Source organism: Kitasatospora sp. NPDC048239 (assembly GCF_043202015.1).
Lineage (GTDB): Bacteria > Actinomycetota > Actinomycetes > Streptomycetales > Streptomycetaceae > Kitasatospora.
The window spans coordinates 17,117-39,960 of record NZ_JBICZP010000024.1 but is presented as its reverse complement, the minus strand read 5'-3'; the positions used below and the strand labels follow the sequence as shown (position 1 = coordinate 39,960).

At 74.8% G+C, this 22,844-nt stretch carries 20 protein-coding genes; 13 read left to right on the top strand and 7 right to left on the bottom strand.

The features are described from left to right. Positions 1 to 30: 30 nt before the first annotated feature. From ACGFZP_RS36985 to ACGFZP_RS36955, 7 genes are all read left to right on the top strand, one after another. Entirely contained in the window at positions 31 to 1,089 is a 1,059-nt protein-coding gene (locus ACGFZP_RS36985) for a GNAT family N-acetyltransferase (RefSeq protein WP_392941258.1), read from the top strand. Then, the gene (locus ACGFZP_RS36980; RefSeq protein ID WP_392941256.1) at positions 1,089 to 2,612 is read left to right on the top strand and encodes a hypothetical protein; all 1,524 of its coding nucleotides are present in this window, start codon (positions 1,089 to 1,091) and stop codon (positions 2,610 to 2,612) included. Before ACGFZP_RS36985 ends, ACGFZP_RS36980 begins: the two co-directional genes overlap by 1 nt. Then, the gene (locus tag ACGFZP_RS36975; protein ID WP_392941254.1) at positions 2,609 to 3,802 is read left to right on the top strand and encodes a DegT/DnrJ/EryC1/StrS family aminotransferase; all 1,194 of its coding nucleotides are present in this window, start codon (positions 2,609 to 2,611) and stop codon (positions 3,800 to 3,802) included. The genes ACGFZP_RS36980 and ACGFZP_RS36975 overlap by 4 nt, the downstream gene beginning before the upstream one ends. A 128-nt stretch (positions 3,803 to 3,930) precedes the next feature. Beyond that, a complete protein-coding gene (mscL, locus tag ACGFZP_RS36970; RefSeq protein ID WP_392941252.1) occupies positions 3,931 to 4,374 on the top strand; it encodes a large conductance mechanosensitive channel protein MscL in 444 nt (147 codons plus the stop codon). 452 nt (positions 4,375 to 4,826) lie between these two features. Beyond that, on the top strand, positions 4,827 to 5,639 hold the full coding sequence (locus ACGFZP_RS36965; protein ID WP_392941250.1) for a DUF6643 family protein: 813 nt from the start codon (positions 4,827 to 4,829) through the stop codon (positions 5,637 to 5,639). Between the two features lie 186 nt (positions 5,640 to 5,825). Next, positions 5,826 to 6,704 (top strand): MOSC domain-containing protein, encoded by an 879-nt coding sequence (locus ACGFZP_RS36960; protein WP_392941249.1) that lies wholly within the window; start codon positions 5,826 to 5,828, stop codon positions 6,702 to 6,704. A 280-nt stretch (positions 6,705 to 6,984) separates the two neighbouring features. Next, the gene (locus ACGFZP_RS36955) at positions 6,985 to 9,378 is read left to right on the top strand and encodes a right-handed parallel beta-helix repeat-containing protein (RefSeq protein ID WP_392941247.1); all 2,394 of its coding nucleotides are present in this window, start codon (positions 6,985 to 6,987) and stop codon (positions 9,376 to 9,378) included. A gap of 74 nt (positions 9,379 to 9,452) precedes the next feature. On the opposite strand, the gene ACGFZP_RS36950 is transcribed toward ACGFZP_RS36955, so the two are convergent. After that, positions 9,453 to 10,043: a TetR/AcrR family transcriptional regulator gene (locus ACGFZP_RS36950; RefSeq protein ID WP_392941246.1), complete on the bottom strand. Its 591-nt coding sequence runs from the start codon at positions 10,041 to 10,043 to the stop codon at positions 9,453 to 9,455. 126 nt (positions 10,044 to 10,169) lie between these two features. Here ACGFZP_RS36950 and ACGFZP_RS36945 point away from each other — a divergent pair, with 126 nt between their 5' ends. Beyond that, positions 10,170 to 10,622 carry a DUF4267 domain-containing protein gene (locus tag ACGFZP_RS36945; protein ID WP_392941245.1) on the top strand — a complete coding sequence of 151 codons (453 nt, stop codon included), beginning with the start codon at positions 10,170 to 10,172 and terminating at the stop codon, positions 10,620 to 10,622. An 83-nt stretch (positions 10,623 to 10,705) separates the two neighbouring features. On the opposite strand, the gene ACGFZP_RS36940 is transcribed toward ACGFZP_RS36945, so the two are convergent. Both ACGFZP_RS36940 and ACGFZP_RS36935 read right to left on the bottom strand, forming a co-directional pair. Then, entirely contained in the window at positions 10,706 to 11,815 is a 1,110-nt protein-coding gene (locus ACGFZP_RS36940; protein ID WP_392941244.1) for a PLP-dependent cysteine synthase family protein, read from the bottom strand. 159 nt (positions 11,816 to 11,974) lie between these two features. Further along, on the bottom strand, positions 11,975 to 13,153 hold the full coding sequence (locus ACGFZP_RS36935; RefSeq protein WP_392941298.1) for an ROK family protein: 1,179 nt from the start codon (positions 13,151 to 13,153) through the stop codon (positions 11,975 to 11,977). Between the two features lie 116 nt (positions 13,154 to 13,269). Here ACGFZP_RS36935 and ACGFZP_RS36930 point away from each other — a divergent pair, with 116 nt between their 5' ends. Together ACGFZP_RS36930 and ACGFZP_RS36925 are read left to right on the top strand one after the other, a co-directional pair. Then, complete coding sequence (locus ACGFZP_RS36930; RefSeq protein ID WP_392941243.1) at positions 13,270 to 14,499, top strand: MFS transporter; 1,230 nt, start codon at positions 13,270 to 13,272, stop codon at positions 14,497 to 14,499. Between the two features lie 82 nt (positions 14,500 to 14,581). Then, a complete protein-coding gene (locus ACGFZP_RS36925; RefSeq protein ID WP_392941241.1) occupies positions 14,582 to 15,193 on the top strand; it encodes a HutD family protein in 612 nt (203 codons plus the stop codon). Between the two features lie 74 nt (positions 15,194 to 15,267). On the opposite strand, the gene ACGFZP_RS36920 is transcribed toward ACGFZP_RS36925, so the two are convergent. Further along, positions 15,268 to 16,239, bottom strand: a complete 972-nt coding sequence (locus ACGFZP_RS36920; RefSeq protein ID WP_392941239.1) for an esterase/lipase family protein — start codon at positions 16,237 to 16,239, stop codon at positions 15,268 to 15,270. 114 nt (positions 16,240 to 16,353) lie between these two features. On the opposite strand from ACGFZP_RS36920, the gene ACGFZP_RS36915 reads away from it, so the two are divergent. Then, on the top strand, positions 16,354 to 17,700 hold the full coding sequence (locus tag ACGFZP_RS36915; RefSeq protein WP_392941237.1) for a PucR family transcriptional regulator: 1,347 nt from the start codon (positions 16,354 to 16,356) through the stop codon (positions 17,698 to 17,700). A gap of 24 nt (positions 17,701 to 17,724) precedes the next feature. Here ACGFZP_RS36915 and ACGFZP_RS36910 read toward each other — a convergent pair whose 3' ends face one another. Beyond that, entirely contained in the window at positions 17,725 to 18,480 is a 756-nt protein-coding gene (locus ACGFZP_RS36910; protein ID WP_392941236.1) for an acyltransferase, read from the bottom strand. Positions 18,481 to 18,683: 203 nt separating this feature from the next. On the opposite strand from ACGFZP_RS36910, the gene ACGFZP_RS36905 reads away from it, so the two are divergent. Next, complete coding sequence (locus tag ACGFZP_RS36905; RefSeq protein WP_392941234.1) at positions 18,684 to 19,439, top strand: maleylpyruvate isomerase family mycothiol-dependent enzyme; 756 nt, start codon at positions 18,684 to 18,686, stop codon at positions 19,437 to 19,439. Between the two features lie 43 nt (positions 19,440 to 19,482). Here ACGFZP_RS36905 and ACGFZP_RS36900 read toward each other — a convergent pair whose 3' ends face one another. Further along, a complete protein-coding gene (locus ACGFZP_RS36900) occupies positions 19,483 to 20,256 on the bottom strand; it encodes an enoyl-CoA hydratase family protein (RefSeq protein ID WP_392941233.1) in 774 nt (257 codons plus the stop codon). A gap of 698 nt (positions 20,257 to 20,954) precedes the next feature. Here ACGFZP_RS36900 and ACGFZP_RS36895 point away from each other — a divergent pair. Beyond that, a complete protein-coding gene (locus ACGFZP_RS36895) occupies positions 20,955 to 21,434 on the top strand; it encodes a RidA family protein (RefSeq protein WP_392941231.1) in 480 nt (159 codons plus the stop codon). Positions 21,435 to 21,505: 71 nt separating this feature from the next. Here ACGFZP_RS36895 and ACGFZP_RS36890 read toward each other — a convergent pair whose 3' ends face one another. Further along, positions 21,506 to 22,798 carry an MFS transporter gene (locus ACGFZP_RS36890; RefSeq protein ID WP_392941230.1) on the bottom strand — a complete coding sequence of 431 codons (1,293 nt, stop codon included), beginning with the start codon at positions 22,796 to 22,798 and terminating at the stop codon, positions 21,506 to 21,508. Between the last annotated feature and the right edge of the window lie 46 nt (positions 22,799 to 22,844).

Genomic DNA, 22,844 nt, shown 5'->3' with positions numbered 1-22,844 from the left:
CTCACCACCCAAAGGAGAGCGAGTCCGGACGTGAGCGCCCTGCCCGCCCCCGCCGAGCCGACCTTCCGACCGCTTGCAGAGGCCGACCTCCCGGCGGTGCTCGACCTGCTGACCGCCTCCCTCGCGGGCGGTCCGACCGGCACCCGCACCGCCGACTTCTTCCGCTGGAAGCACCGGCTGAACCCCTTCGGCGCCAGCCCCGGGCTGCTCGCCGAGGCCCCGGACGGGCAGCTCGTGGGCGTCCGGCTGTTCCTGCGCTGGCAGTGGTACGACGGCGCGAGCGGCCGGACCGTCGCCGCCGTCCGTCCGGTGGACACCGCCACCCACCCGGACTTCCGGGGCCGCGGCATCTTCCGCCAGTTGACCCTCGACCTTCTCGAACAGACCAAGCGCGAGGCCGAGTTGGTGTTCAACACACCCAACGGCAACAGCCTGCCCGGCTATCGGAAGATGGGCTGGCAGGAGCTCGGGGCCGTCCCCGTGGCCCTGCGGCCGGTCCGGCCGGCGGCCTTCGTCCGCGGGGTGCGCGCCGCACTGGCCCGCCGCCCGACCGGCCCGGCCGCCCCGCTGCACTGCCGACTGCCCACCGCCGCCGACTGGTTCGCCGACCACCACGGCGAAGGCCCGCTGGCCGAGCTACTGCGCGAGCGGGCCGCCGCCGACGCCGCCGACCCGCGGCTGGCCACCGTGCGCACCCCGGAGTTCCTGCGCTGGCGCTACGGCGACGCACCCGGCCTGGACTACCGGGTGCTCACCTGCCACCGCGGCGGCGAGCTCACCGGCCTGGCCGTCGGCCGGCCCCGACGGCGCGGCCCGCTCGCCGAGTTCACCCTCGCCGACGTGCTGGTCCGCCCCGGCGACCGGGACAGCGCCGCCCGGCTGCTGCGCGCCGCCGCCCGGGAGTCCGGCTGCGACCACGTGGCCGGCCACCTCTCCCCCGGCACCGAGGCCGCCGGGGCCGCCCTGCGGGCCGGCTATCTGCGCGCCCCGCGCACCGGCCTGACCCTGGCCGCCCGCACTCCCACCGGCCGCACCGAACTCACCCTGGACTCCTGGCGGTTCACCCTCGGCGACCTGGAGGTCTTCTGATGCCGGCGGTCCTCCCGGCCCGGGCCGCGCTGCAGCGCATCCCCTGGCCGTCCGCCGTCGCGGCCGCCCTGGTGACGGCCTACGTCACGCTCTTCGTCCTCGCCATGGTGCACACCTCGTACGACACCTGGGGGGCTCTGCTGATCCTCCCCGCGCTGATGGCGATCGGCACCCCGATCCTGGCCCGGATCGCCACCGCCAACCCGGAGCGGGACGTCTTCCGCCTGCTGCTGCTGGCGATGACCGCCAAACTGCTCTGCGCCTTCCCCCGCTACCTGATGGCCTTCGTGCTGTACGGCGGCGCGGCCGACGCCAAGATGTACCACCAGAAGGGCGGCGAGCTCGCCGCCTTCCTCGACCAGGCCGACCTGCTCTCCGGCGTCCACTACGACCTCGGGATGAAGGTCGCCGGCACCGGCTTCGTCATCATCCTCACCGGCGTGGTCTACGCGATCACCGGGCCCTCGCTGATCGGCGGCTTCCTGGTCTTCTCCTGGGTGGGCTTCTGGGGCCTGCTGCTGTTCTGGCGCGCCCTGCAGATCGCCTTCCCCGAGGCCGACACCCGCAAGTACGCCAAGCTGGTGTTCTTCCTGCCCTCGCTGCTGTTCTGGCCCTCCAGCATCGGCAAGGACGCCTGGATGATGTTCTGCCTGGGCCTGACCACCTACGGCACCGCGCGGCTGCTGGACCGCCGCTTCGGCGCCTTCGCCTGCATCGCGCTCGGCTCGGTGGGCACCGCGATGGTCCGCCCGCACGTCACCGCGCTCGCCGGAGCCGGCCTGATGGTCGCGTACGTGCTGCGCAGGCGGCCGCGGCAGGTGAGCGCGCTCGGCCCGCTGCGCACCATCCTGACGGCCGTGGTGCTGGCCGCCATGGCGGTGCTGATGCTGCAACAGGTCTCCACCTTCTTCGGCACCGAGGGGACCGGCGGCGACGCCGTCAACCAGGTGCTGTCGGAGACCTCGCGGCGCACCAGCCAGGGCAACTCGATGATCAACGCCACCGCCCCGGAGGACGCCGCACCCCGGTTCAGCCTGAACCCGGCCGGGCTGCCGGTCGCGGTGATCAGCGTCCTGTTCCGGCCCTTCCCGTTCGAGGCCTCCAACATCCAGAACCTGATCCAGTCGGTGGAGTGCTTCGCGCTGCTGGTGATGTTCATCCGCGGCTGGCCACGGCTCAAACGGCTGCCCCGGCTGTTCGTCCAGCGCTCGTACATCGCCTTCACCGCCGTCTACACCCTGCTGTTCTGCTGGGCCTTCTCGACCATCAACAACATGGGCATCCTGTCGCGCGAACGCGTCCAGGTGCTGCCGCTGGTGCTGGTGCTGCTGGTCATCCCGGCCGCCGCCACCACGCGCGGCCCCGTCAAGCGCCGGCCGCCGCCGGTCTGGCGGGTCGCGCCGGGCCAGTGGGGCGAGCGCCGGCGGCCACCCGAAGTCCACCCCGTCCGCATCGGCGGGCCGGGGCCCGATGGAGCGTCACCGACCCAGTCACCTTCCCAGGGGGGATCAACCACGCCATGACCATCGACACCCCTGCCCTGCCCGCCGCCCTCGGTGGCACGCCCGCCTTCCCCGACGGGCTGCCGCTCACCCGGGTCGAGGTCCCGGACCGCGCCACCCTGCTGGAGCGGCTGGCCACCGTGCTGGACAGCGGGCAGCTGACCAACGGGCCGACCGTCGCCGAACTGGAGGAGAGCGCCGCCAAGCTGCTCGACGTGCCGCACGTGGTGGCCGTCTCCAACTGCACCACCGGGCTGATGCTGGTCCTGCAGGCCGCCGGCGTCGAGGGCGGGCGGCCGGTGGTGATGCCCGGGTTCACCTTCTCCGCCACCGCGCACGCCGCGCACTGGGCCGGCGGCACCCCGGTGTTCGCCGAGGCCCGGGAGCGCGACATCACCCTCGACCCCGAGGACGCCGCCGCCCGGCTCGCCGCCGCCGACCGCCCGGCCGCCCTGATGGCCACCCACGTCTACGGCACGCCCTGCCAGGTCGAGCGGCTGCAGGAGGTCGCCGACGCGGCCGGGGTACCGCTGGTGTACGACTCCGCGCACGGCTTCGGCAGCCGCCGCCGGGACGTGCCGATCGGCAACTTCGGCTGGGCCGAGGTGTTCTCGATGAGCCCGACCAAGGTCGCGGTGGCCGGCGAGGGCGGCCTGGTCGCCACCCGGGACGGCGACCTCGCCCGGCGGCTGCGCACCGCCCGCGACTACGGCAACCCGGGCGACTACGACACGCTGTTCCCCGGGCTGAACGCCCGGATGAGCGAGCTGCACGCCGCCGTCGGCCTCAACTGGCTGGCCGGGCTGCCCGAGCGGGTGGCCCACCGGGGCGCGCTGGTCGCGGAGTTCGCCGCCGAGACGGCCGGCCTGCCCGGACTGCGGCTCGCCCTGCCGGAGGAGGGCGACGTCTCCACCTTCAAGGACCTCACGCTGATCCTGGACGCGGCCGCATTCGGGCTCACCTCCCGTCAACTCGCCGCCGCACTGCGGGCCGAGGGCATCGACTCACGCCGCTACTTCCACCCCCCGGTGCAGCGCCAGCGCGCGTACGCCCACCTCGGCCAGGCCGAGGCGCTGCCGGTCACCGACCGGCTGGCGGACGCGGTGCTGACCGTCCCGCTCTGGTCGCAGATGGACGCGGCCACGGTACGGCGGATCGGCGCCGCGGTGGCCCGGATCCAGCCGTACGCGGAGCGCCTGCGCGCCGCCTGAGCCGGTGCGGTCCCGTTAGGCGGATCGGGTGAACCCGGTTGGACCGCGGGCGTGCCCGGTCGGCAGGATGTCCGGCCGGGGCCCGCGGTCCCATCTCACCCCTCCCCGTACGGATTTGGAGTCACCCGGTGTTCAAGGGATTCCGCAGCTTCCTGCTGCGCGGCAACGTGGTGGACCTGGCGGTCGGCATCGTGATCGGCGCGGCCTTCACCGCCGTGGTCACCGGGTTCGTCACGGCCTTCCTCACCCCGCTCATCGGGGTGGCGACCGGCGCCGTCGGCGACTTCACCCAGAAGACCTTCGCGGTCGCCGGCACCCGGTTCCCCTACGGCGTGTTCATCAACGCCCTGATCAGCTTCGTCCTGGTCGCCGCGGTGATCTACTTCATCGTGGTGGTGCCGGTCGGCAAGCTGCAGGCCCGGCTGGACGGCACCAAGCCGGCGCCGGTGGCCAAGGCGGACTGCCCGGAGTGCCTGAGCCCGATCCCGGTGGCGGCGGTGCGCTGCTCCTTCTGCACCTCCGAGGTGGCCGGCCACCCGGGCTTTCCGGCCCAGGCCCTGCCGACCCGCTGAGCCGCCGACCCCGGCGGTCGAGCACGCAGGTGAGCGGCCGACCGGATGAGCGCGCGGCCCGGCAATCCGTCGACCCGGCAGCCCGCTGACCAGCGCACGAGCCCGCCGAGCGGCCGCTCGGCAGCTCACGGGAAATTTATTCCCCAAACATTCACGAGCCCCCGCCGCGCGGACGACGGGGGCTCGAATGCGCCAGCGCACGCCCTGGCCGCAGAAGTTTCTTCGGACGGCCACGAAGGCTCCACCGGGCAGTCACCCCACCGGCCTTCCCGGCCCGCGTCCGGGTCGCGTTCGACCGCGCACGGCCGAATCAGGCTGGCCTGAACTCGATGCCGAAATGTCTGTTCTTCCTACTTTCGAAACCTTTGTGCGGGCGAAGACTGTGTAAACACTCGAACTGCTCGCCCTCCCACTCTCCTCAGCAGGCGCATTGTGGGCTTACCGTATGCCCCATGACCTCGCCCCGCTCCTACGACGGAGTCGGCTACCCCTCTCCGTCCTTCTCCTCCGGCACGCCCATCTACGACAGCCTCGTCGCAGAGCGCGGTGTCCCCCAGATCGCACCCATCAATGTGCCGGCCGCCCTGCCGCCGGCGCTGTCCTCCGGTTACGGATCAGGCCTCGGCCAGTCCTACGAGAACCGGTACGGCAACGGGTACGAGAGCGCCGGCAGCAACCTCCCCGCGCTGCCGCCCGCCCGCCTCGCACTCGGCCCCGGGCCGAGCAGCGCCCCCTCCTCCGGCCCCGCCACCGCGTACGTCCCCGCGCAGCCCGCGCCGGCGTACGCCTCGGCGCCCCAGCCGCCCGTCCCCGGTTACGGCGCCCCCCAGCCGTACCTGCCCGGACAGCGCCCGCAGGCCCCCGCCCCCGGCTTCTCGCAGGCCACCACCGGCGGCTACCAGCCGTCCGGCGGCCAGAGCTTCGGCGGGCAGAACACCTTCGTCGGCGCCGGACAGGGCGGGCAGCAGACCTTCGGCGCCCAGCCGCTCGGCGGCCAGAGCTTCGGCGGGCAGCAGAGCTTCACCGGACAGCCCCAGGGCGGCCCGCAGAGCTTCGGCGGCCAGCAGTCCTTCGGCGCGCCGAACCCCGGTGGCCCCGGCTTCCAGGGCCACGGCGGCGACCAGGGCTTCGGCGGCGCCCAACTGCGCCCGGCCGTCTCGCCGGTTGCCCCGGTCCGCCCGATGCAGCCGCAGCGCCCGGGCCCGTACGGCGAGCCCGGCCAGTTCCAGCAGGGCGGCTACCAGCAGCAGGGGCAGGGCTACTGACACCTCGGGGCCGGCTCCGACCGGCCCGCACCCGCACCACCTGAGCACCACCCGGCGCGCCACCGCGCGTCGGGCGTACGGAGAAACGGGTCATCCACGGACCGCCCGGACGCCTCACCGCGCCCGGGCGGTCCGTGCGCGTACCAGGGCAGAGCAGCGCCGCCACCCGCCTGGCAGGATGGGGGAATGCAGCTCACCGGACTCCACGTCCACCCCGTCAAGTCGATGTACCGACTGAGCCCCGCCGACGCCCGGGTGCAGCCGTGGGGCCTGGCCGGTGACCGCCGCTGGATGCTCGCCGACTCCACCGGACGCTTCGTCAGCCAGCGCGAGAACGCCGCCCTCGGCCAGATCCGCACCGGGCTCTCCGACGACGGCACCCTTACCCTCACCGCCCCCGGCGGCTCCCGGATCGAGATCCCCGCCCCCGCCGTCGCGGCCGGCGACCCGATCGCCGAGGTCGAGGTCTGGGGCACCCGCTTCCGCGCCGCCGAGGCGGTCAAGGAGGCCCACGAGTGGATCGCCGCACACCTCGGCGATTACCGCCTGGTCCACCTGGACGACCCGCGCGCCCGGCCCGTCGACCCGGGCTTCGCCCGCCCCGGCGACACCGTCTCGATGGCCGACGGCTTCCCCCTGCTGCTCACCGCCACCGCCTCGCTGGACGCGCTCAACGCGCTGATCTCCGCGGAGCACCCCGAGGGGCACGAGACCCTCCCGATGGACCGCTTCCGCCCCAATGTCGTGGTCTCCGGCTCCGAGCCGTGGGCCGAGGACGGCTGGCGCCGGATCCGGATCGGCGAGCTGACCTTCCGGGTGGTCAAGCCCTGCGGCCGGTGCGTGATCACCACCACCGACCAGGAGAGCGGCGAGCGCCGCGGCCCCGAGCCGCTGCGCACCCTGGCCCGGCACCACAGGCTGCTGAAGAAGGCGGCGTTCGGGCAGAACCTGATCCCCGAGCGCCCGGCCGGCACCGAGGGCGACATCCTCGGCACACTGCGGCTCGGCGACCCGGTCGAGGTACTGGAGGACGGCGCGCAGTGGCCGGAGAACGCCCTGGTCTGAGCCTGTGCGCCGGCACCGCGACCGCCCGGGGCCCGGCCGCCCGCCCGGGCGGGTGGCCCCACCGCCGCGCGGAACCCGAACTGTGCGCGTTCGTTGAAACATGTGTCGAACCGGACGCGTCCCTCGGGCCGGTGCGGCAGCGGGCGGCCGGACCATCCGCGCAGGCGCGCTACGGTGTGCGGACGGCCCCGTGCGTCCCCGCGCGTACGGCCCGTTGATCGCCGGCCCGTTCACCGCCGGTTCGATGAAGGCTCGATGAAGGTGGGGACGACAGACCGTCATGGCTGAGCACAGGGTCCGGGTCACCCAGGACAGCGCATCCCGCTGGCGTCGTCGCGCCGGCGAGTACGACACGCTCACGGAGGCCCTGGCGGCCGCCGAACCGGGCGACACCGTGAGCGTCCGGCCGGGCACCTTCCGGGAGAACCTGGTGCTCGACAAACCGGTCACCCTGGTCTGCGCCGAGGGCCCCGGCACGGTCCGGATCGACCCGTCGGCCGGGGTGCCGCTGACCGTCACCGCCGCCGCCACCGTCCGCGACCTGGTGATCGAGGGCAGCGACAGCTCCGTCCCCGCCGTCCTGATCACCGGCCCGGACGCCACGCCCGCCCTCGCCGGCTGCCGGGTGGAGACCCGCTCGGCCACCGGCGTGGAGGTCACCGGCGGCGCCCGGCCGACCCTGCGCGGCTGCGTGGTCTCCAATCCGGCCGGCCTCGGTCTGCGGCTGCGCGGCGAGGACACCGCGGCCGCCTTCGAGGACTGCGAGGTGGCCGCCGCCGGGCAGGCCGGGCTGGCCGTCCTCGGCGGCGCGACCGCCGCGCTGGACCGCTGCCGGGTGCACCACGCCGTCGGCGCCGGGGTGCTGCTCAGCGACCCGGGCAGCGCCGCCGAGCTGACCGGCTGCGAGATCTACGAGATCCGCGGCAGCGGCGTGCAGGCCGAGGCGCAGGCCGGCGGCCGGCTGGTGGACTGCGAGATCCACCGGGTCACCGGCAACGGTGTCACGCTGGACGGCGAGGCCGAGCTGACGCTCACCGGCTGCCGGGTGCACGACCTGCCGGAGAACGGCGCCGACCTGCGCGGACGGGCCCGGCTCACCCTGGTGAACAGCACCGTCCGGGACTTCGGACGCGGCGCGCTGTCGGTCTGGGACCAGGGCACCGAGGCCACCGCGGAGTCCAGCGAGATCCACGGCTCCACCGGCGAGTACCCGGCCCTGTGGGTCAGCGACGGCGCCCGGCTCACCCTCACCGACTGCTCGCTGCACGACCTGCCCGACGCGCTGTTCGTCCTGGACCGCGACTCCGCCGCCACCGCCGAGGGCTGCTCGTTCAGCCGGATCCGCAGTTCGGCGGTCTCGGTCAGCGGCGGCGCCGGGGTGACGCTGACCGGCTGCCGGGTCCAGGAGGCCGGCACCGGGCTGTGGTTCCGCGACCACGGCAGCGGCGGGCTGCTCACCGACTGCGAGATCTCCGACGTAGCCACCGGCGTGATCGTCACCAAGGGCGCCGACCCGGTCCTGCGCGACTGCCACGTCCGGGCCAGCTCGGACGCCGGCGTGTACGTCTCCGCCCAGGGCCGCGGCACGTTCGAGGACTGCCGGGTCTCGCACGGCAAGGGCTTCGGCTTCCACATCATCGACGGCTGCCGCACCGTGCTGACCCGCTGCCGGGCCGAGCAGAACGAGCGGGCCGGCTTCGAGTTCTCCGAGCCCGGCCCGGTGGTCGAGGCCTGCACCTCGGACGACGTCGCACCGGCCGCCCCCGCCGAGGTGCCCGCCCCCCGGACCACCCGGCTGACCGCGACCACCGCCGCCCCGCTGACGGCGCCGGCCGCGATCGGCCCGATCCCCGACTGCCGGCCCGCCGACGAGGCGCTGGCCGAACTGGACACGCTGGTCGGCCTGGCCACGGTCAAGCAGGAGGTGCGCACCCTGATCGACCTGATCTCGGTCGGCCGGCGCCGCCGCCAGGCCGGGCTCAAGGCGCCCTCGCTCCGCCGCCACCTGGTCTTCACCGGCGCCCCCGGCACCGGAAAGACCACGGTGGCCCGGCTCTACGGCGAGATCCTGGCCTCGCTCGGGGTCCTCCAGCGCGGCCACCTGGTCGAGGTGGCCCGGGTCGACCTGGTCGGCGAGCACATCGGATCCACCGCGATCCGCACCGCCGCCGCCTTCGACCGGGCCCGCGGCGGGGTGCTCTTCATCGACGAGGCGTACGCGCTCGCGCCCGAGGACGGCGCCCGCGACTTCGGCCGGGAGGCGATCGACACCCTGGTCAAGCTGATGGAGGACCACCGGGACGAGGTGGTCGTCATCGTGGCCGGCTACACCGCCGAGATGGAGCGCTTCCTCTCCGCCAACCCCGGTGTCTCCTCCCGGTTCTCACGGACCATCACCTTCCCCGACTACTCGGCGGACGAACTGCTGGAGATCGCCCGCTCGCAGTGCGCCGAGCACGAGTACGCGCTCGCCGAGGCCACCGAGGGCGCCCTGCTCGACCACTTCGCCGCCCTGGAGCGCGGACCGAACTTCGGCAACGGGCGCACCGCCCGGCAGGTGTTCGAGACCATGGTCGAGCGGCACGCGATGCGGGTCGCCCACCTGGCCGACCCGTCCACGGAGGAGCTCCAACTCCTCGTCCCCGCCGACCTTCCGGGGCCGCGGACGCCGTAACCGCCCGGCGTCCCGGGCCGCTTCGGACGGCGGCCGGTGGAGGTCGGGATCCCTCCCCCACCGGCCGCCGTCCGTCACCCGCCGTCGACGGCCTCCCCCAACAGCCGCTCGACCAGCAGCGCCAGGCGCTGCTCCGTCAGCCCCGGCCGCAGCCGGCCGACCCTGGTCAGCGTGACCAGCCCGTGCAGGGCCGCCCAGGCCACCTCGGTGAAGGTCTCCGGATCCCGGGCGCCCGCCACCCGCGCGACCGGGCCGGCCAGCGCGGCGAATCCCTCCTTCATCGGGGCCGGAGTGTCGGGCCCGCCGAACGGCAGGTCCGTCGCCAGGGTGAACATGGCGTCGTAGAGCGCGGGGTTGGCCGCCGCGAACCCCATGTAGGTGCGCGCCACCGCGGCGAACTCCTCGGCGGGGCCGTCCACCTTCCCCACCGCGAGCCTCAACTCGGCGGCCAGCGCGGAGAAGCCCTCCAGCGCGACGGCCGCCACGATGGCGTCCTTCCCCGCGAAGTGGCTGTACAGGACGGGCTGGCTGTACTCGATCCGCTCGGCCAGCCGCCGTGTCGTCACCGCCTCCCAGCCCTCGGCCTCGGCCAGTTCGCGGGCGGTTCGGATGATCAGCTGGTGCCGCTCGGCGCGCTCGCGCTCCCGGCGCTCGTGAATTGACATGCCATGGATCCTAGCAGCGCTAGACAAGGGAGCGCCGACCGCGCTAACGTCGTTTCAGTTCCTAGCGGCGCTAGCAAACGGCGCAGCGAAAGGCTCCGAACTCATCCGCATCCAAGGGGGATCACCATGTCCGACACCATTCGCACGGCCCGCACCAGCGCCGTCACCGTCACCGTCCGCACCGCCGACACCGTCCGCGAGCGGATCGCCACCGCCCTGACCATCCTGGTCGCCCTGGGCATCAGCTACGTCGGGATCAGCTACCTGTTCGCACCGGAGGCCACCGCCTCCGGGTTCGGCATGCCCGAGTGGCCGCACGGCGAGGCCGCCGAGTTCCTCGGCACCAAGGGCATCCGCGACATCGCCTCCGGCCTCGCCCCGCTCACCCTGCTCGTCACCGGCCACCGCCGGGCCCTCGGCCGGCTGCTGCTGGTCGAGGCGCTGATCCCGCTCGGCGACTGCCTCACCGTGCTGGGCCACCACGGCTCGACCGCCGCCGCCCTCGGCATCCACGGTGCGACGGCGGTCGTGGTCGCGGTCGCCGGTGCGCTGCTCCTGACCGAGCGCCGGACCGCCTGACCTGCCGGAACCGCCGACCGCCGGGGCGCGGCCACGCCCGGCCGCCAGGGCCCGGCGCGCCGGCCCCAGCGGCCCGGAGCGGGTCAGCCCGTCCAGGCGCCGCCGGCCAGGAAGGACTCCAGCCGGGCCCGGTAGGGCGCGATGTCGATCCGCTCGCCGGCCAGCCAGTCGTCCGAGTAGTACTTGTCGAGGTAGCGGTCACCCGGGTCGCAGATCAGGGTGACCACGCTGCCGCGCTCCCCCGCCGCCCGCATCTGGGCGACGATCCGCAGCGCGCTCCACAGCCCCGTCCCGGTGGAGGCCCCCGCCTTCTTGCCGAGCACCTGCTCCAGCACCCGGACGGCGGCGATCGAGGCGGCGTCCGGCACCTTCATCATCCGGTCCACCGCCCCCGGCACGAAGCTCGGCTCCATCCGGGGCCGGCCGATCCCCTCGATCCGCGACCCGTTCCCGCAGGTCGCGCCCGGGTCGTGGTTGACCCAGCCCTCGAAGAAACACGAGTTCTCGGGGTCGGCGACGCAGATCCGGGTGTCGTACTGCATGTAGTGCACGTAGCGGGCGATGGTCGCCGAGGTGCCGCCCGTCCCGGCGGTGGCCACGATCCAGGCGGGCTCGGGGTGCGGCTCCAGGCGCAGCTGGGCGAAGACCGACTCGGCGATGTTGTTGTTGCCGCGCCAGTCGGTGGCCCGCTCGGCATAGGTGAACTGGTCCATGTAGTGGCCGCCGGTCTCCTCGGCGAGCCGGGCGGAGGCCTCGTACACCTCGTCGGAGCGTTCGACCAGGTGGCACTCGCCGCCGTGGAACTCGATCAGGTCGATCTTGGCCTGGCTGGTGGACTTGGCCATCACGGCAATGAACGGCACGCCGATGAGCTGGGCGAAGTAGGCCTCGGAGACGGCGGTGGAGCCGCTGGACGCCTCGATCACCGGCTTGTCGGGGCGGATCCAGCCGTTGCAGAGCCCGTAGAGGAACAGCGAGCGGGCCAGCCGGTGCTTGAGGCTTCCGGTCGGGTGGGTGGACTCGTCCTTGAGGTAGAGGTCGATGCCCCACTCCGCGGGCAGCGGGAAGCGCAGCAGGTGGGTGTCGGCGGAGCGGTTGGCGTCCGCGTGGACCTTGCGCACCGCCTCCTTCAGCCAACTGCGGTAGGCCGCGTCGGAGCGGTCCACGTCGACGGTCGGCTCGGTGCTGGTCATGGCGACTCTCCTCGTTGCGGCCCCCCACGGCGGCCCCTCTTGCTCACAACGAGTGTACGAGAGTCACGATAAGTGACCGTTTTCGTAGCCCCAGCTTCCGCTTATCCCGCCCGGAGAGCGCCTCCCCGAAGTATTTCGGAGAGCGCCCGCCCGACCGGGCTACCCCGGGAGCACCGACTGCGGGTCCGCCAGGTACGGCCGCCAGGCCAGTTCGGCCGCACCCGCCAGCGCACCGTGCGCGAGCTCCGCGCCGACGATCGGCACCCGCCCGCTGCGCCCCCACAGGCAGCGCTCCGCGACCACCGCGCGCAGCCGCTCGGGCGCCGCCTCCAGCAGGTCGAGGTGGAGGCCGCTGAGCACCACCCGGTCGGGGTTGAGGATGTTGGCCACGCCGGCCAGCCCGAGGCCGAGCCGGTCGATGACGTGCTCGACGGCCTCCCGGGCCCGCGGGTCGGTCGCGGCGGACCGGCACAGCTCACGGGCCTGGTCGAGCAGCGGACGGTCCGGCGCGGGGGTGAGCCCGGCGGCGGCGAACAGCGCGTCCGGGTCGGTCTCGGAGTTGAGGCAGCCCCGGTTGCCGCACTGGCACGGGCGGCCCTGCGGGTCGACGGTCAGATGGCCGACCTCCAGGGCGAGCCCGGCGCTCCCGGTGTGCAGTCGGCCGTCGATCACCAGCGCGCCACCGACGCCGCGGTGCCCGGAGGTGACCAGCAGCAGGTGGCGCGCCCCGCGCCCGGCGCCGTGCCGGTACTCGGCGAGCGCACCGAGGTTGGCGTCGTTGGCGACGGAGCTGGGCAGCGGGTCGAGCGCGCCCGGCCCGTGGTCGGCGCGCCCCACCTCGACGTCGTACAGGTCGGCGACCGGGGTGCCGCTGGGCCAGGCGAAGTGCAGTGCGGCGAGCGCGGTGCCGTCCGGTTCGGTGACCGGGTTGGGCAGCGCGAGCGCGGCGCCGAGGCAGCGGCGGGTGGTGGCCCGGGCGAGTTCGGCGCCGGCCTGGGCGACGGCGCGCAGCATCCGGACCGGGTCGGTGGCGGCGGGCAGCGGCAGGTGGACCGGCGGGTCCAGCAGGCCGCCGAGCCCGGCCAGGGTGACGCTCAGCCCGTCGGCGTGGATCTGCCCGGCGATGACGAACGGCCCCTCGGGGTCGATGGCCAGCCGGTGGGACGGCCGGCCGCGGCCGCCGCCGGCCGGGCGGGAGTCGACGGTGATCAGGCCGAGTGCCTCCAGCTCGGCGGTGACGGCGCCGGCGGTCGCCCGGGTGACGTCCAGCGCGCGGGTCAGCGCCGAGCGGGTGGGGGCCTGGCCGGTGTGGATGAGGGAGAGCGCCGGGCCGAGCAGCGTCCGGCCGCGGTCGGGGGCCGCGCGACGGTGGGCGTCGCGCTGCGCGTCGGGGTCGGCCGCGTGGCCGGGCTGCGGACTTGAAGGTGTGAGCTGCACCCGCCTATTGTGACTTTGTGCCGCTTCTAAACAAAATCCGCGCCCACTCCCGATCCGACCGATCGCCCCTCCAGTCTCGCAGCACACCCCCCTCCCCCGACACCCCCTGGGGTGCCGCGCGGCTCGCACTCACCGCGTTCTTCGCCGTCGACGGCTTCCTCTTCGCCGCCTGGGTGGTCCGCATCCCGGACGTCCGCAGCCAGGTCAACGCCTCGCACAGCGCCCTCGGACTCGCCCTGCTCTGCGTCTCGGCCGGCGCCGTCGCCACCATGCCGCTGGTCGGCCGGCTCTGCCTGCGGTACGGCTCGCGGCCGGTCACCGTCGGCTCGCTCGCCCTGCTCGGCGTGGCCGTCCCGCTGCCCGCGCACGCCCACACGGTGGCCGCCCTCGGCGGCGTCCTGCTGCTGTTCGGCGCGGGGTACGGCGCGGCCAACGTCGCGATGAACAGCGCCGCCGTCGACCTGGTGGCCGAGCTTCGACGCCCGGTCATGCCCAGCTTCCACGCCGGCTACAGCCTCGGCGGCCTGCTCGGCGCGGGCATCGGCGGCCTGCTCGCCGGCACCCTCACCACCGCCTGGGCCCTCGGGCTGTCCGGTCTGCTCGGACTGGCCGTCACGGTGGCGGCGGGAGCCGTCCTGCTGCGCAGCCCGGCGGCGCCGCTGGTCGCACCCGCCCGACCGGCCTCCACCGACTCCTCGCCGGGCGCGCCGAAGGTCCGGCTGCTGGTGCTGCTGCTCGGCTTCACCGCGCTCTGCTGCGCGTACGGCGAGGGTGCCATCGCCGACTGGGCCACCCTGCACCTCACCGACGACGTGCACGCGACCGCCGGGACGGCGGCCGCCGGGTACGCGGCGTACGCCCTCGCGATGACGACCGGCCGGGTCAGCGGCACCTGGCTCTCCATCAGGCTCGGCCAGACCCGGGTGATGCTCCTCGGCGGCCTCACCGCCGCGGCCGGCATGCTGCTCGCCGCGCTCGCCCCCGCGGTGCCGCTCGCTCTCGCGGGCTTCGTCCTGGTCGGCCTCGGCCTGGCCAACATCTTCCCGCTGGCCATCGCCCAGGCCGGTGCGACCGGCGGCCCGCAGGGCGTCGCCCTCGCCTCCACCCTCGGCTACGCGGGGATGCTGGTCGGCCCGCCGGTCATCGGCTTCCTCGCCGACGCCGCGAGCCTCCCGCTCGCCCTCACCACCGTCGCCGCCGCCGCCACCGTCGCCGCCTTCCTCCCCCTCACCGTGCGCCGACGCTGACGCCCCCTGCTCGCCCCCGCTCGGCGCCCCGCCCTCGTCCGCCTGCCGGCCTGCCCGGCGGGCGCCGTGCGAGGATCACGCCATGACGGCAGAACGGATCAGGGCACTGCGGGCCGCCGAGCGCCCCGCGACGGCGTGGCTCAACGGGGGCGGGGTGACCAGGGAGGTGGCGGGCTTCCCGGCGGGGACCGGGCCGGCGGAGTTCGACTGGCGGGTCAGCCTCGCGGACGTCGACTCGGCCGGGCCGTTCTCGGCCTTCCCGGACATCGACCGGGTGATCACCCTGGTCGAGGGTCCGGGCATGGCCCTCACCGTGGACGGCGCCGAGCACGTGATCGACGCCCCCTTCCGGCCCTTCGCCTTCGCGGGCGACGCGACCACCGGCTGCCGGCTGCTCGGCGGCCCGGTGGTCGACTTCAATGTGATGACCCGCCGCGGGCGCACCACCGCCGACCTCGCCCTCGCCGACGCGCCGCGCACCGTGGACGTCGCGCCGGGCACCGTCGTCCTGCTGGTCTGCCTCGCCGGCACCGCGACCGTCACCGCCGAAGCCGAAGAGGCCGCCGAGGCCGCCCAGGCCGTGGCCCTCGCCCGCTTCGACGCCGTGCTGCTGTCCGGCCCCGGTGCGTACGGGCTGCGCCCCGGGGGCGTGACCGCCGTCATCGCCTTCCGCACGGCCGGCCGAAGCGCCTGAACGTGTAGGCGCGCAAACGCCGCTGCACGGGAGGTCGGCCGGTCCGACTTCCCGTGCAGCGGCGGTCAGCCGCGTCAGGCGCAGAACACCGGGGTCGCGTGCGCCGGATCGAGCGCGTTGGCGACCAGGTGCAGGGCCGTCGGCGAGAAGGCGATCGCCACGTGCTCGGCGAGCGAGACGGGGCAGTGCTCCTGCAGCACGACGTTGTTCACGTTCGGACCGCTGAGGAACTGGGTGCGGTACGGCGTGACGACCTCGTCGTACACGGTCGAGACCACCGTGTAGGCGACGCCGGGCACGGTGTCCGCCACCGTGGCCATCTTCCGGTTGAAGGCGGAGTCCACCACCTGGTCCCGACAGGCCGCGCAGGCGGTGTAGATGAGCTCGGTGACCCTGGGCAGGTACGGTGCCAGGTTGGCGATGCCGGAGAGGGTCGTCCCGTGGTTGGACGGCGCCAGCCCGATCACCTTGTCCACCTTGGCGGCGCCGCCGAGGAACTTCACGTAGTAGTTCGGGAGCATGCCGCCCTGCGAGTGGCCGACGATGTCGACCTTGGCGGCGCCGGTCGCACCGCGCACCAGGTCCACGAAGCGGCCGAGTTGGGCGGCGGAGTCGGCGGCCGGGCCGAGGCCCCCGACCGGCAGCAGCAGGCCGCTGCCCGAGGAGGTGATCCCGGGGATCATGCCGTAGTCCAGGGCGAAGACGCAGTAGCCCCGGCGCTTCAGCTCGGGCGAGAGCGCCAGCCAGTTCTCGTACCGGTTGGCGAAGGTGCCGTGCACCAGGACCACCGGGTTGGGGTGCGCCGCCGACGGCCGGCAGGACCAGTCGTTGGCACCCGGCGGCGAGGCCACCGTGTCACCGTCAGGCGGAAGTTCGGCTGCCGGGGCCGCCGGGGCGACGGACGCGCCGGGGGACGCGTCCGCCGCCTGCGCCGCGGTGGCGGGGCCGCCTGCGAGCAGCGCACCGGCCAGCAGGGCCGGACCGAGCGCCCCGAGGAGCCTGCGTCGCAAAGGTCTTGCGGCGAAGCGGAGAAGTGGGGTTCTCAACTGTTGCCTCCACGGCGGAAGTTTGTTACCAACAGGTAACTCGAGTGCCTCCATGATGCGGTCGCCCCTCCGACCCGGCCCTTGGGTGTCCCCCAGATCTGGACGGTGTTTTCTGTGACTGCTCACAATTCACCTGACTGCCCGCCCGACCGCACCGCCGGCCACAGCACCGGCCGTTCGACCAGCCGTTCAACCGACCGCGCCTCCGACTGGCGGATCCCGGTGATCGGCGGGGTGCCCGCCGACCGGCGGCTGCTCGGCACCGTCCCGGAGCTGGTCGAGGCCGTCATCGCCGCCCTGCTGGAGCGGGTGCCGACGTACCGCCGGCTGCCGCGCGAGCAGGTGAGCGGCGAACTCACCCGGGTCACCGAGCGCCGGATCCGCGCCCTCGCCCAGGCCGTCCGCACCGGACTGCCCGCCCCCGACGAGGAGTTCACCGCCGTCCGGGAGGCCGCCGCCCGCCGCGCCGAGGAGGGGCTGCCGCTGGACGCGGTGCTGCTCGCCCACCACCTCGGCATGGAGGTCTGCTGGGAACTGGTCACCCGGGACGCCCTCGACAGCGACGCCGCCGACCTGCTGGTCCTCAACCGGCTGCTGCTCGACCAGCTCCGCCAGGCCACCGCCGCGGCCGGCGCCGGCTACTTCGAGGAGCGCCGCACCCTCGCCGACGAACGGCACGCGGCCCGACACGCCCTGCTCACCGCCCTGTTGGACGGCACACCCGCCGAGGAGGCCGCCACCAGAGCCGGGGTCCGGCTGCCGGCCGCGTACGCCGTGCTCTGCCTCGCCGTCGCCGACCACCCCGACGAACAGGCCCCCGGCGTCGACCGGGCGGTGGCCGGCCACCGCAAACTGCGCCGGCTCCGCACCGAACTCGACCATCGCACCCGGCAGTCGGCTCTCTCGACGCTCTCCTCCTCGGGCGGCCTGGTGCTCGTCCCGCTGGACCACCGCCCGGACGCCGTCCCCGCCGCCGAGTGGCACCGCCTCGCCGACACCGTCGACCGGACGGCCCGGGCGGCAGGCGTCGCCGTCCTGGCCGGAGCCTCCGCCGCCGGACCGGCCGGGGTGGCCGTCGCGGCCGGCCTGGCCTACGAAGTCCTGGAAGTGGCCCAGGCGTTCGGCCGGCCCCCCGGTCTGCACCGCCTGGACGACGTACTGGTGGAGTACCAGCTCACCCGGCCCAGCCACGCCCGGTCCCGGCTCGCCGCACTCCTCGAACCCCTGGAGGACGGCGGCGAACTGCTCGCCACCCTGCGCACCCACCTGGCCGGTGGACTCAACCGCCGGCACACCGCCGGCGCCCTGCACCTGCACCCGAACACCGTCGACTACCGCCTGCGCCGGATCGCCGCCCTCACCGGTCTCGACCCGGCCCGTCCGGCCGACCTGCTGAGGATCACCGCCGCGATCGCCGCACGGGACGCGGAACGCGCCTCGGCCGCGACCTGCCGGCCCTGACGGGCCTGCGGACCGTGACGGTTCTCAGGACTCCTCGCCCGGCAGCCGCAGGTCCCAGCCGACCAGGGCGCGCAGCTGCTCGGCGGTGACACCGTCCGGTATCGGCATCGGCGGCTCGTGGCGCAGCGGCGGCTGCCAGCCCTCGGCCTCGGTCCAGCGGCGGACGACCTTCGCCGGCGCCCCGGCGACCACGCTGTGGTCGGGCACCTCACCGCGGACCACCGAGCCGGCCGCGACCACCACGTTGCGGCCGAGCCGGGCGCCGGGGAGGATCACCGCGCCGGTGCCGATCCAGCTGCCCGCGCCGATCTCGATCGGCTCGTTGCGCGGCCACTGCTTGCCGATCGGCAGGTCGGTGGCCCGGTACTCGTGGGCCTGGTCGGATATGTAGACGCCGGGGCCGGTCCAGACGTCGTCGCCGAGCACGATCGACTGGTGGCCGACGATGTGGCTGTCCCGGCCGATCACGCAGCCGCCGCCGATCCGGACTATCGGGTCGGGCCCGAGGTCGAGGCCGGGCAGGAAGCCCGCGCTGATGGTGACGCGCTCGCCGATGATCGAGAACGGGCCGATGGTGATCCACTGCTCGTTGAAGACGGCGCCGAGCGGGAACGCCAGCTTCGTCCCGTCGCCCAGCTCCGCGAACCGGTACGGGCCGGGGTTCTCGTTGGACACCGAGCCGACCCGCTGCACCCACCGCCAACCCCGGTGGACGAGGCGGCCCATGGCGCGTCGGCCACCGGCCCGGGCGGAGGGGAACAGGGTACGGGTGATCGGCATGCGCTCACGTTACCGGCCCGTAGACCGCCGCCGGCCGGTGAGGCGGCCAACATCACATCCCCCCGGCGGCCCGGCCGGAGCCTCGCCGGAGCACCGCCGGATCCCGGCCGGAGCACGGCCGTCCGGGCCTACGGGACCGCCCGCGCGGGGTGCCGCACAACACCCGTGTCCGAAAACCGCGATCGGTGCCAGACTCACCGATCATGATGATCTCCGAGCACATCGAGGCACTGCGCCGCGAGGGCGGCCTGCTCGCCGACGCCGCCGCCCGCACCGACCCCGCCGCCCCCGTTCCCACCTGCCCGGACTGGCGGCTGCGCGATCTGGTCCTGCACACCGGTCAGGTCCACCGCTGGGCCACCGCGTACGTGGCACACGGTCACCGGGCGCCGCTCGACGACGGCGGCGCGCGCGCCGCCTGGGGGCCGGAGCCCTCCGACGCGGCACTGGTCGACTGGTTCCGCGAGGGCCACGCCGCGCTGGTGGACGCGCTCGCCGCGGCCCCGGACGACCTGGACTGCTGGAGCTTCCTCCCCGCGCCGAGCCCGCTCGCCTTCTGGGCCCGCCGCCAGGCGCACGAGACGGCCGTGCACCGCTTCGACGCCGACGCGGCCGCCGGCGCCGAAGGCCCCCGGGTGTCCACCGCGCTGGCCCTGGACGGGATGGACGAGCTGCTGCGCTGCTTCATGGTCCGCAGCCACGCCCGGGTGCGCAGCGAGCGCCCGCGCACGGTACTCGTCCGGACCACCGACGAGCCGGGCTCCTGGCTGCTGACCATCAGCCCGGACCCGCTGGTCGTCGAGCCCGTCGACGGTCCGGCCGAGCTCACGCTCACCGGCCCGGCGCACGAGCTGTACCCGCTGCTCTGGAACCGCCTCCCGCTCGACCGCGCCCACGCGGAGGGCGACCTGTCGCTGCTGGACCTCTGGCGGGAGACGGCGGTCGTCCGCTGGAGCTAGGGCCTCTTTCGGATCACGTCGGACCCGGCCTGGTGCCGTGGGCTCACACCGCCCACGGCGCGGGCCGCTTCTCCAGGAACGCCCGCATCCCCTCCTGCGCCTGCTCCGATCCGAACAGCCGGGCCGACAGGGTGACCAGCTCGTCCGCGTCGCGCTCGAAGGAGCGCAGCACCTCGGCGTTGGCCAGCCGCTTGGACTCGGCCAGGCCCTGCGGCGCCCCCAGCCGCAGGGCGTCCAACAGGCCCTTCAGCGCGGTGCCGGTGTCCTCGGCGGAGTCCGTGGCCTGGGTGATCAGGCCGATCCGGGCGGCCTCGGCGGCGTCGAAGACCTCACCGGTCAGGTAGTAGCGGGAGGCGGCACGCGGGTCCAGCTTGGGGCGCAGCGGCAGCGAGATGACGGCGGGCGCCAGGCCGAGCCGGACCTCGGTGAACGCGAAGGTGGCGGCCGGTCCGGCGAGGGCGAGGTCCGCCGCGCCGACCAGCCCGAGGCCGCCGGCCCGGACGTGCCCGTCGATGACGGCGATCACGGGCTTGGCGCAGTCCACGATGGCCCGCTGGAGGTCGACCAGGCCGCGCGGGCCGACCGTCGGGTCCGTGCCGGTGGCCTCGGAGAGGTCGGCGCCCGCGCAGAACACCCTGCCGGTGTGGCCGAGGACCACCGCGCGCACCGCCGGGTCGGCCGCCGCGGCCGCCAGGCCTGCGGTCAGCTCGGCCATCAGCCGGGTGGAGAGGGCGTTGCGGTTGTGCGGCGAGTCGAGGGTCAGGGTGGTGACGGCGTCGGCGGTGGTGGCGCGGACGAAGGGCACTTCGCGGGTCATCGGTGCGGGCCTGCTTTCCGGCTGAGGGTGGGTCGGATTGCTGCGCGGCGCCCGTGGTGCTGGGGGCGGCGCCCGGACGACTCTGACATGCCCACCCGCTCCTCGGCCAGAGCCACCGGGGCGGAAAACCGGAGGTGGGGCGGTCGCCGGCCACGGCACCATCCGGGATATGACCACCGGCGCCCTGCTGCTGCTCGCACCCCGGATCAACGAGGCGGGGCTGCAGCTGCTCACCGCCGGCCGCCGCCGGGGGCTGCGGGCGCACACCGCGGCGGCCTGGCGCGTACCGGAGGGGCTGCTCGGCCCGCACCGCCTCGGGGACCAGACCGGGCAGGCGCCGTCCGTGCACCCCTACGGCGGGCCGCTGCTCGGCGACGCGGTCGGCGGGCCGCTCGGCCTGGCCCTGTTGGAGCCGCCGGACGGGTGGCTGACCGGTCCGCCGTTCGAGCTGACCCGGCGGCGGGTGGCGTACGTGCCGCTGGCCGAGGCCCGGCGGCTGCGCCGCCCGGCGTTCCGCCGCGCTGGCGCCGGCCGACCGCCCGTACTGCCGCGAGCTGCCCGAGGTCGTCGGCTGAGGCCGACCGCCGGTCCCGGTGGCTTCGAAGAGCCCGGTCCTGCGTCAACGGCCGGGCGCCCCGGCCCGCTTCGCGCGCGAATGCGGTGGTGCAGTGATCACCCGACCCGTCAGGATGGGCCCCATGACGATCACCGGCTCCCCCGACGCCTCCGGCTCCACCGCTACCGCGCGGCACCTGACGCATATCGCCGAACCACCGGGGGTCTCCCCGGGCCGCGGCTACACCAACGTCGTCACCGGCACCGGCCGACTGGTCATGGTCTCCGGCCAGGTCGCCCTGGACGAGCACCGCGAGCTGGTCGGTGCCGGTGATCCCGAGGCACAGGCCCGGCAGGTCTTCGAGAACCTGCGCCGCTGCCTGGCCGCCGCCGGCGCCGGCTTCCAGGACGTCGTCAAACTCACCTACTTCGTCACCGACATCGCGCACCTGCCCGCGGTGCGCGCGGCCCGGGACGCCGTCATGGACCCCGCCCGGCTGCCCGCCAGCAGTGCGGTGCAGGTGTCCGCGCTGTTCATGCCCGAACTCCTGCTGGAGGTCGAGGCGTTCGCCCTGGTCCCCGAGGGCGCGACCCCCGAGGACCAGGACGCTCCACCCGCGTGACGGCCGCACCCCCGTGACAGCCGTCCCCGCGCGGCGGCCGCGCCGCCGGCCCAAGCCGTGTCAGACACGGCCTAGGCCGGCCGCGCGAGGACGGGGCCGCGCCGGCGGGCCCAGCGCACCGTCGGGCCCATGGCCAGCCCGGCCGCGGCCAGCAGGACGCCGAGGGCGGTCCAGCCGAGCAGCCCGTACCCGATGACGGCGGTGCTGACCAGGGCCGGCCCGATCATCAGCGCCGCCGAGCTGCCCGCGTTGAACACGCCCTGGTAGGCGCCGTGATCGCGCTCGCCCGCCAGGTCGTAGCTGAGCGCCCAGCCGCCGGCCTGGCTCAGCACCTCGCCGAGGGCCTGCAGGGCGACCCCGGCGAGCACCACCAGGGCCGCCACGGCGGCCGGCAGCCCGTGGGCGACGGCCAGCACCAGGCAGGAGGCCCCGAGGATCAGCCCGGCCCGGCCACACACCCGGGCGGCCGTGGCCGGGTCCTCGGTGCCCCGGGTGGCCCGGACCTGCAGGGCGATCACCAGCACGGTGTTGACGATCAGGGTGCCGGCGACGGTGATCCGGGGCGCGTCGGTCTCCTTGACGATCCACAGCGGCACCCCGACCTCCAGCATCGCGAACTGCAGGCACAGCAGCGAGTTCAGCGCCGTCACCACCAGGAACGGCCCGTCCCGCAGTGCGGGGTTGCGCCGCCGGACGGCCTCCTCCGCGGCCCCCGGCCCGGCCGCCCGCTCCCGCATCGGGACCGGCAGCCGGGCGTAGAGCACCGCGACCACCAGGTAGGAGACGGCGTCGGCGAGGATCGCCGTCAGGTACGCCGACCTGGTGTCCAACTGGAGGGCGATCGCCCCGACCGCGGTACCCAGGCACATGCCGACGTTGGTCACCACCCGCAGGTACGCCCGGCCCGCCACCCGCCGGTCGGCGGGCAGCAGCTCGGCGTAGAGCGCGGCGCGCACCGCGGCCGAGCCCCGGTCGACGGCGGCCACCACGCAGGCCAGCCCCACGAAGGCCGGGTAGCTGTGCACCAGCGCATAGCCCGCGGTGCCCACCGCGTCCACCGAGACCAGCACCACCAGCACCCGCCGGGCGCCCCAGCGGTCGGCGGCCCGCCCGGCCGGCACGCTGGCGGCGACCCCGCACAGGCCGGCGGCGGTCAGCCCGAGGCCGAGCTGGGTGGCGCTGAGCCCGAGGACGCGGGTGAAGAAGAGCACCCCGACGGCCAACGAGAGCCCGTTGCCGACCGTGTTGACGAGGGTCACCCCGGCGAGCCGACGCACCGTCGGGTCGGGGTGCAGAAGCCTGGACGCCCCGGGCGGGGGCTGGTCCGGGGTCGGTGCGGTGGTGGCCGCCGGTGAACTGGTCATGCCACTGATCACACCGCCTCGCAGACCCCGAGCAGTACTGATTTAG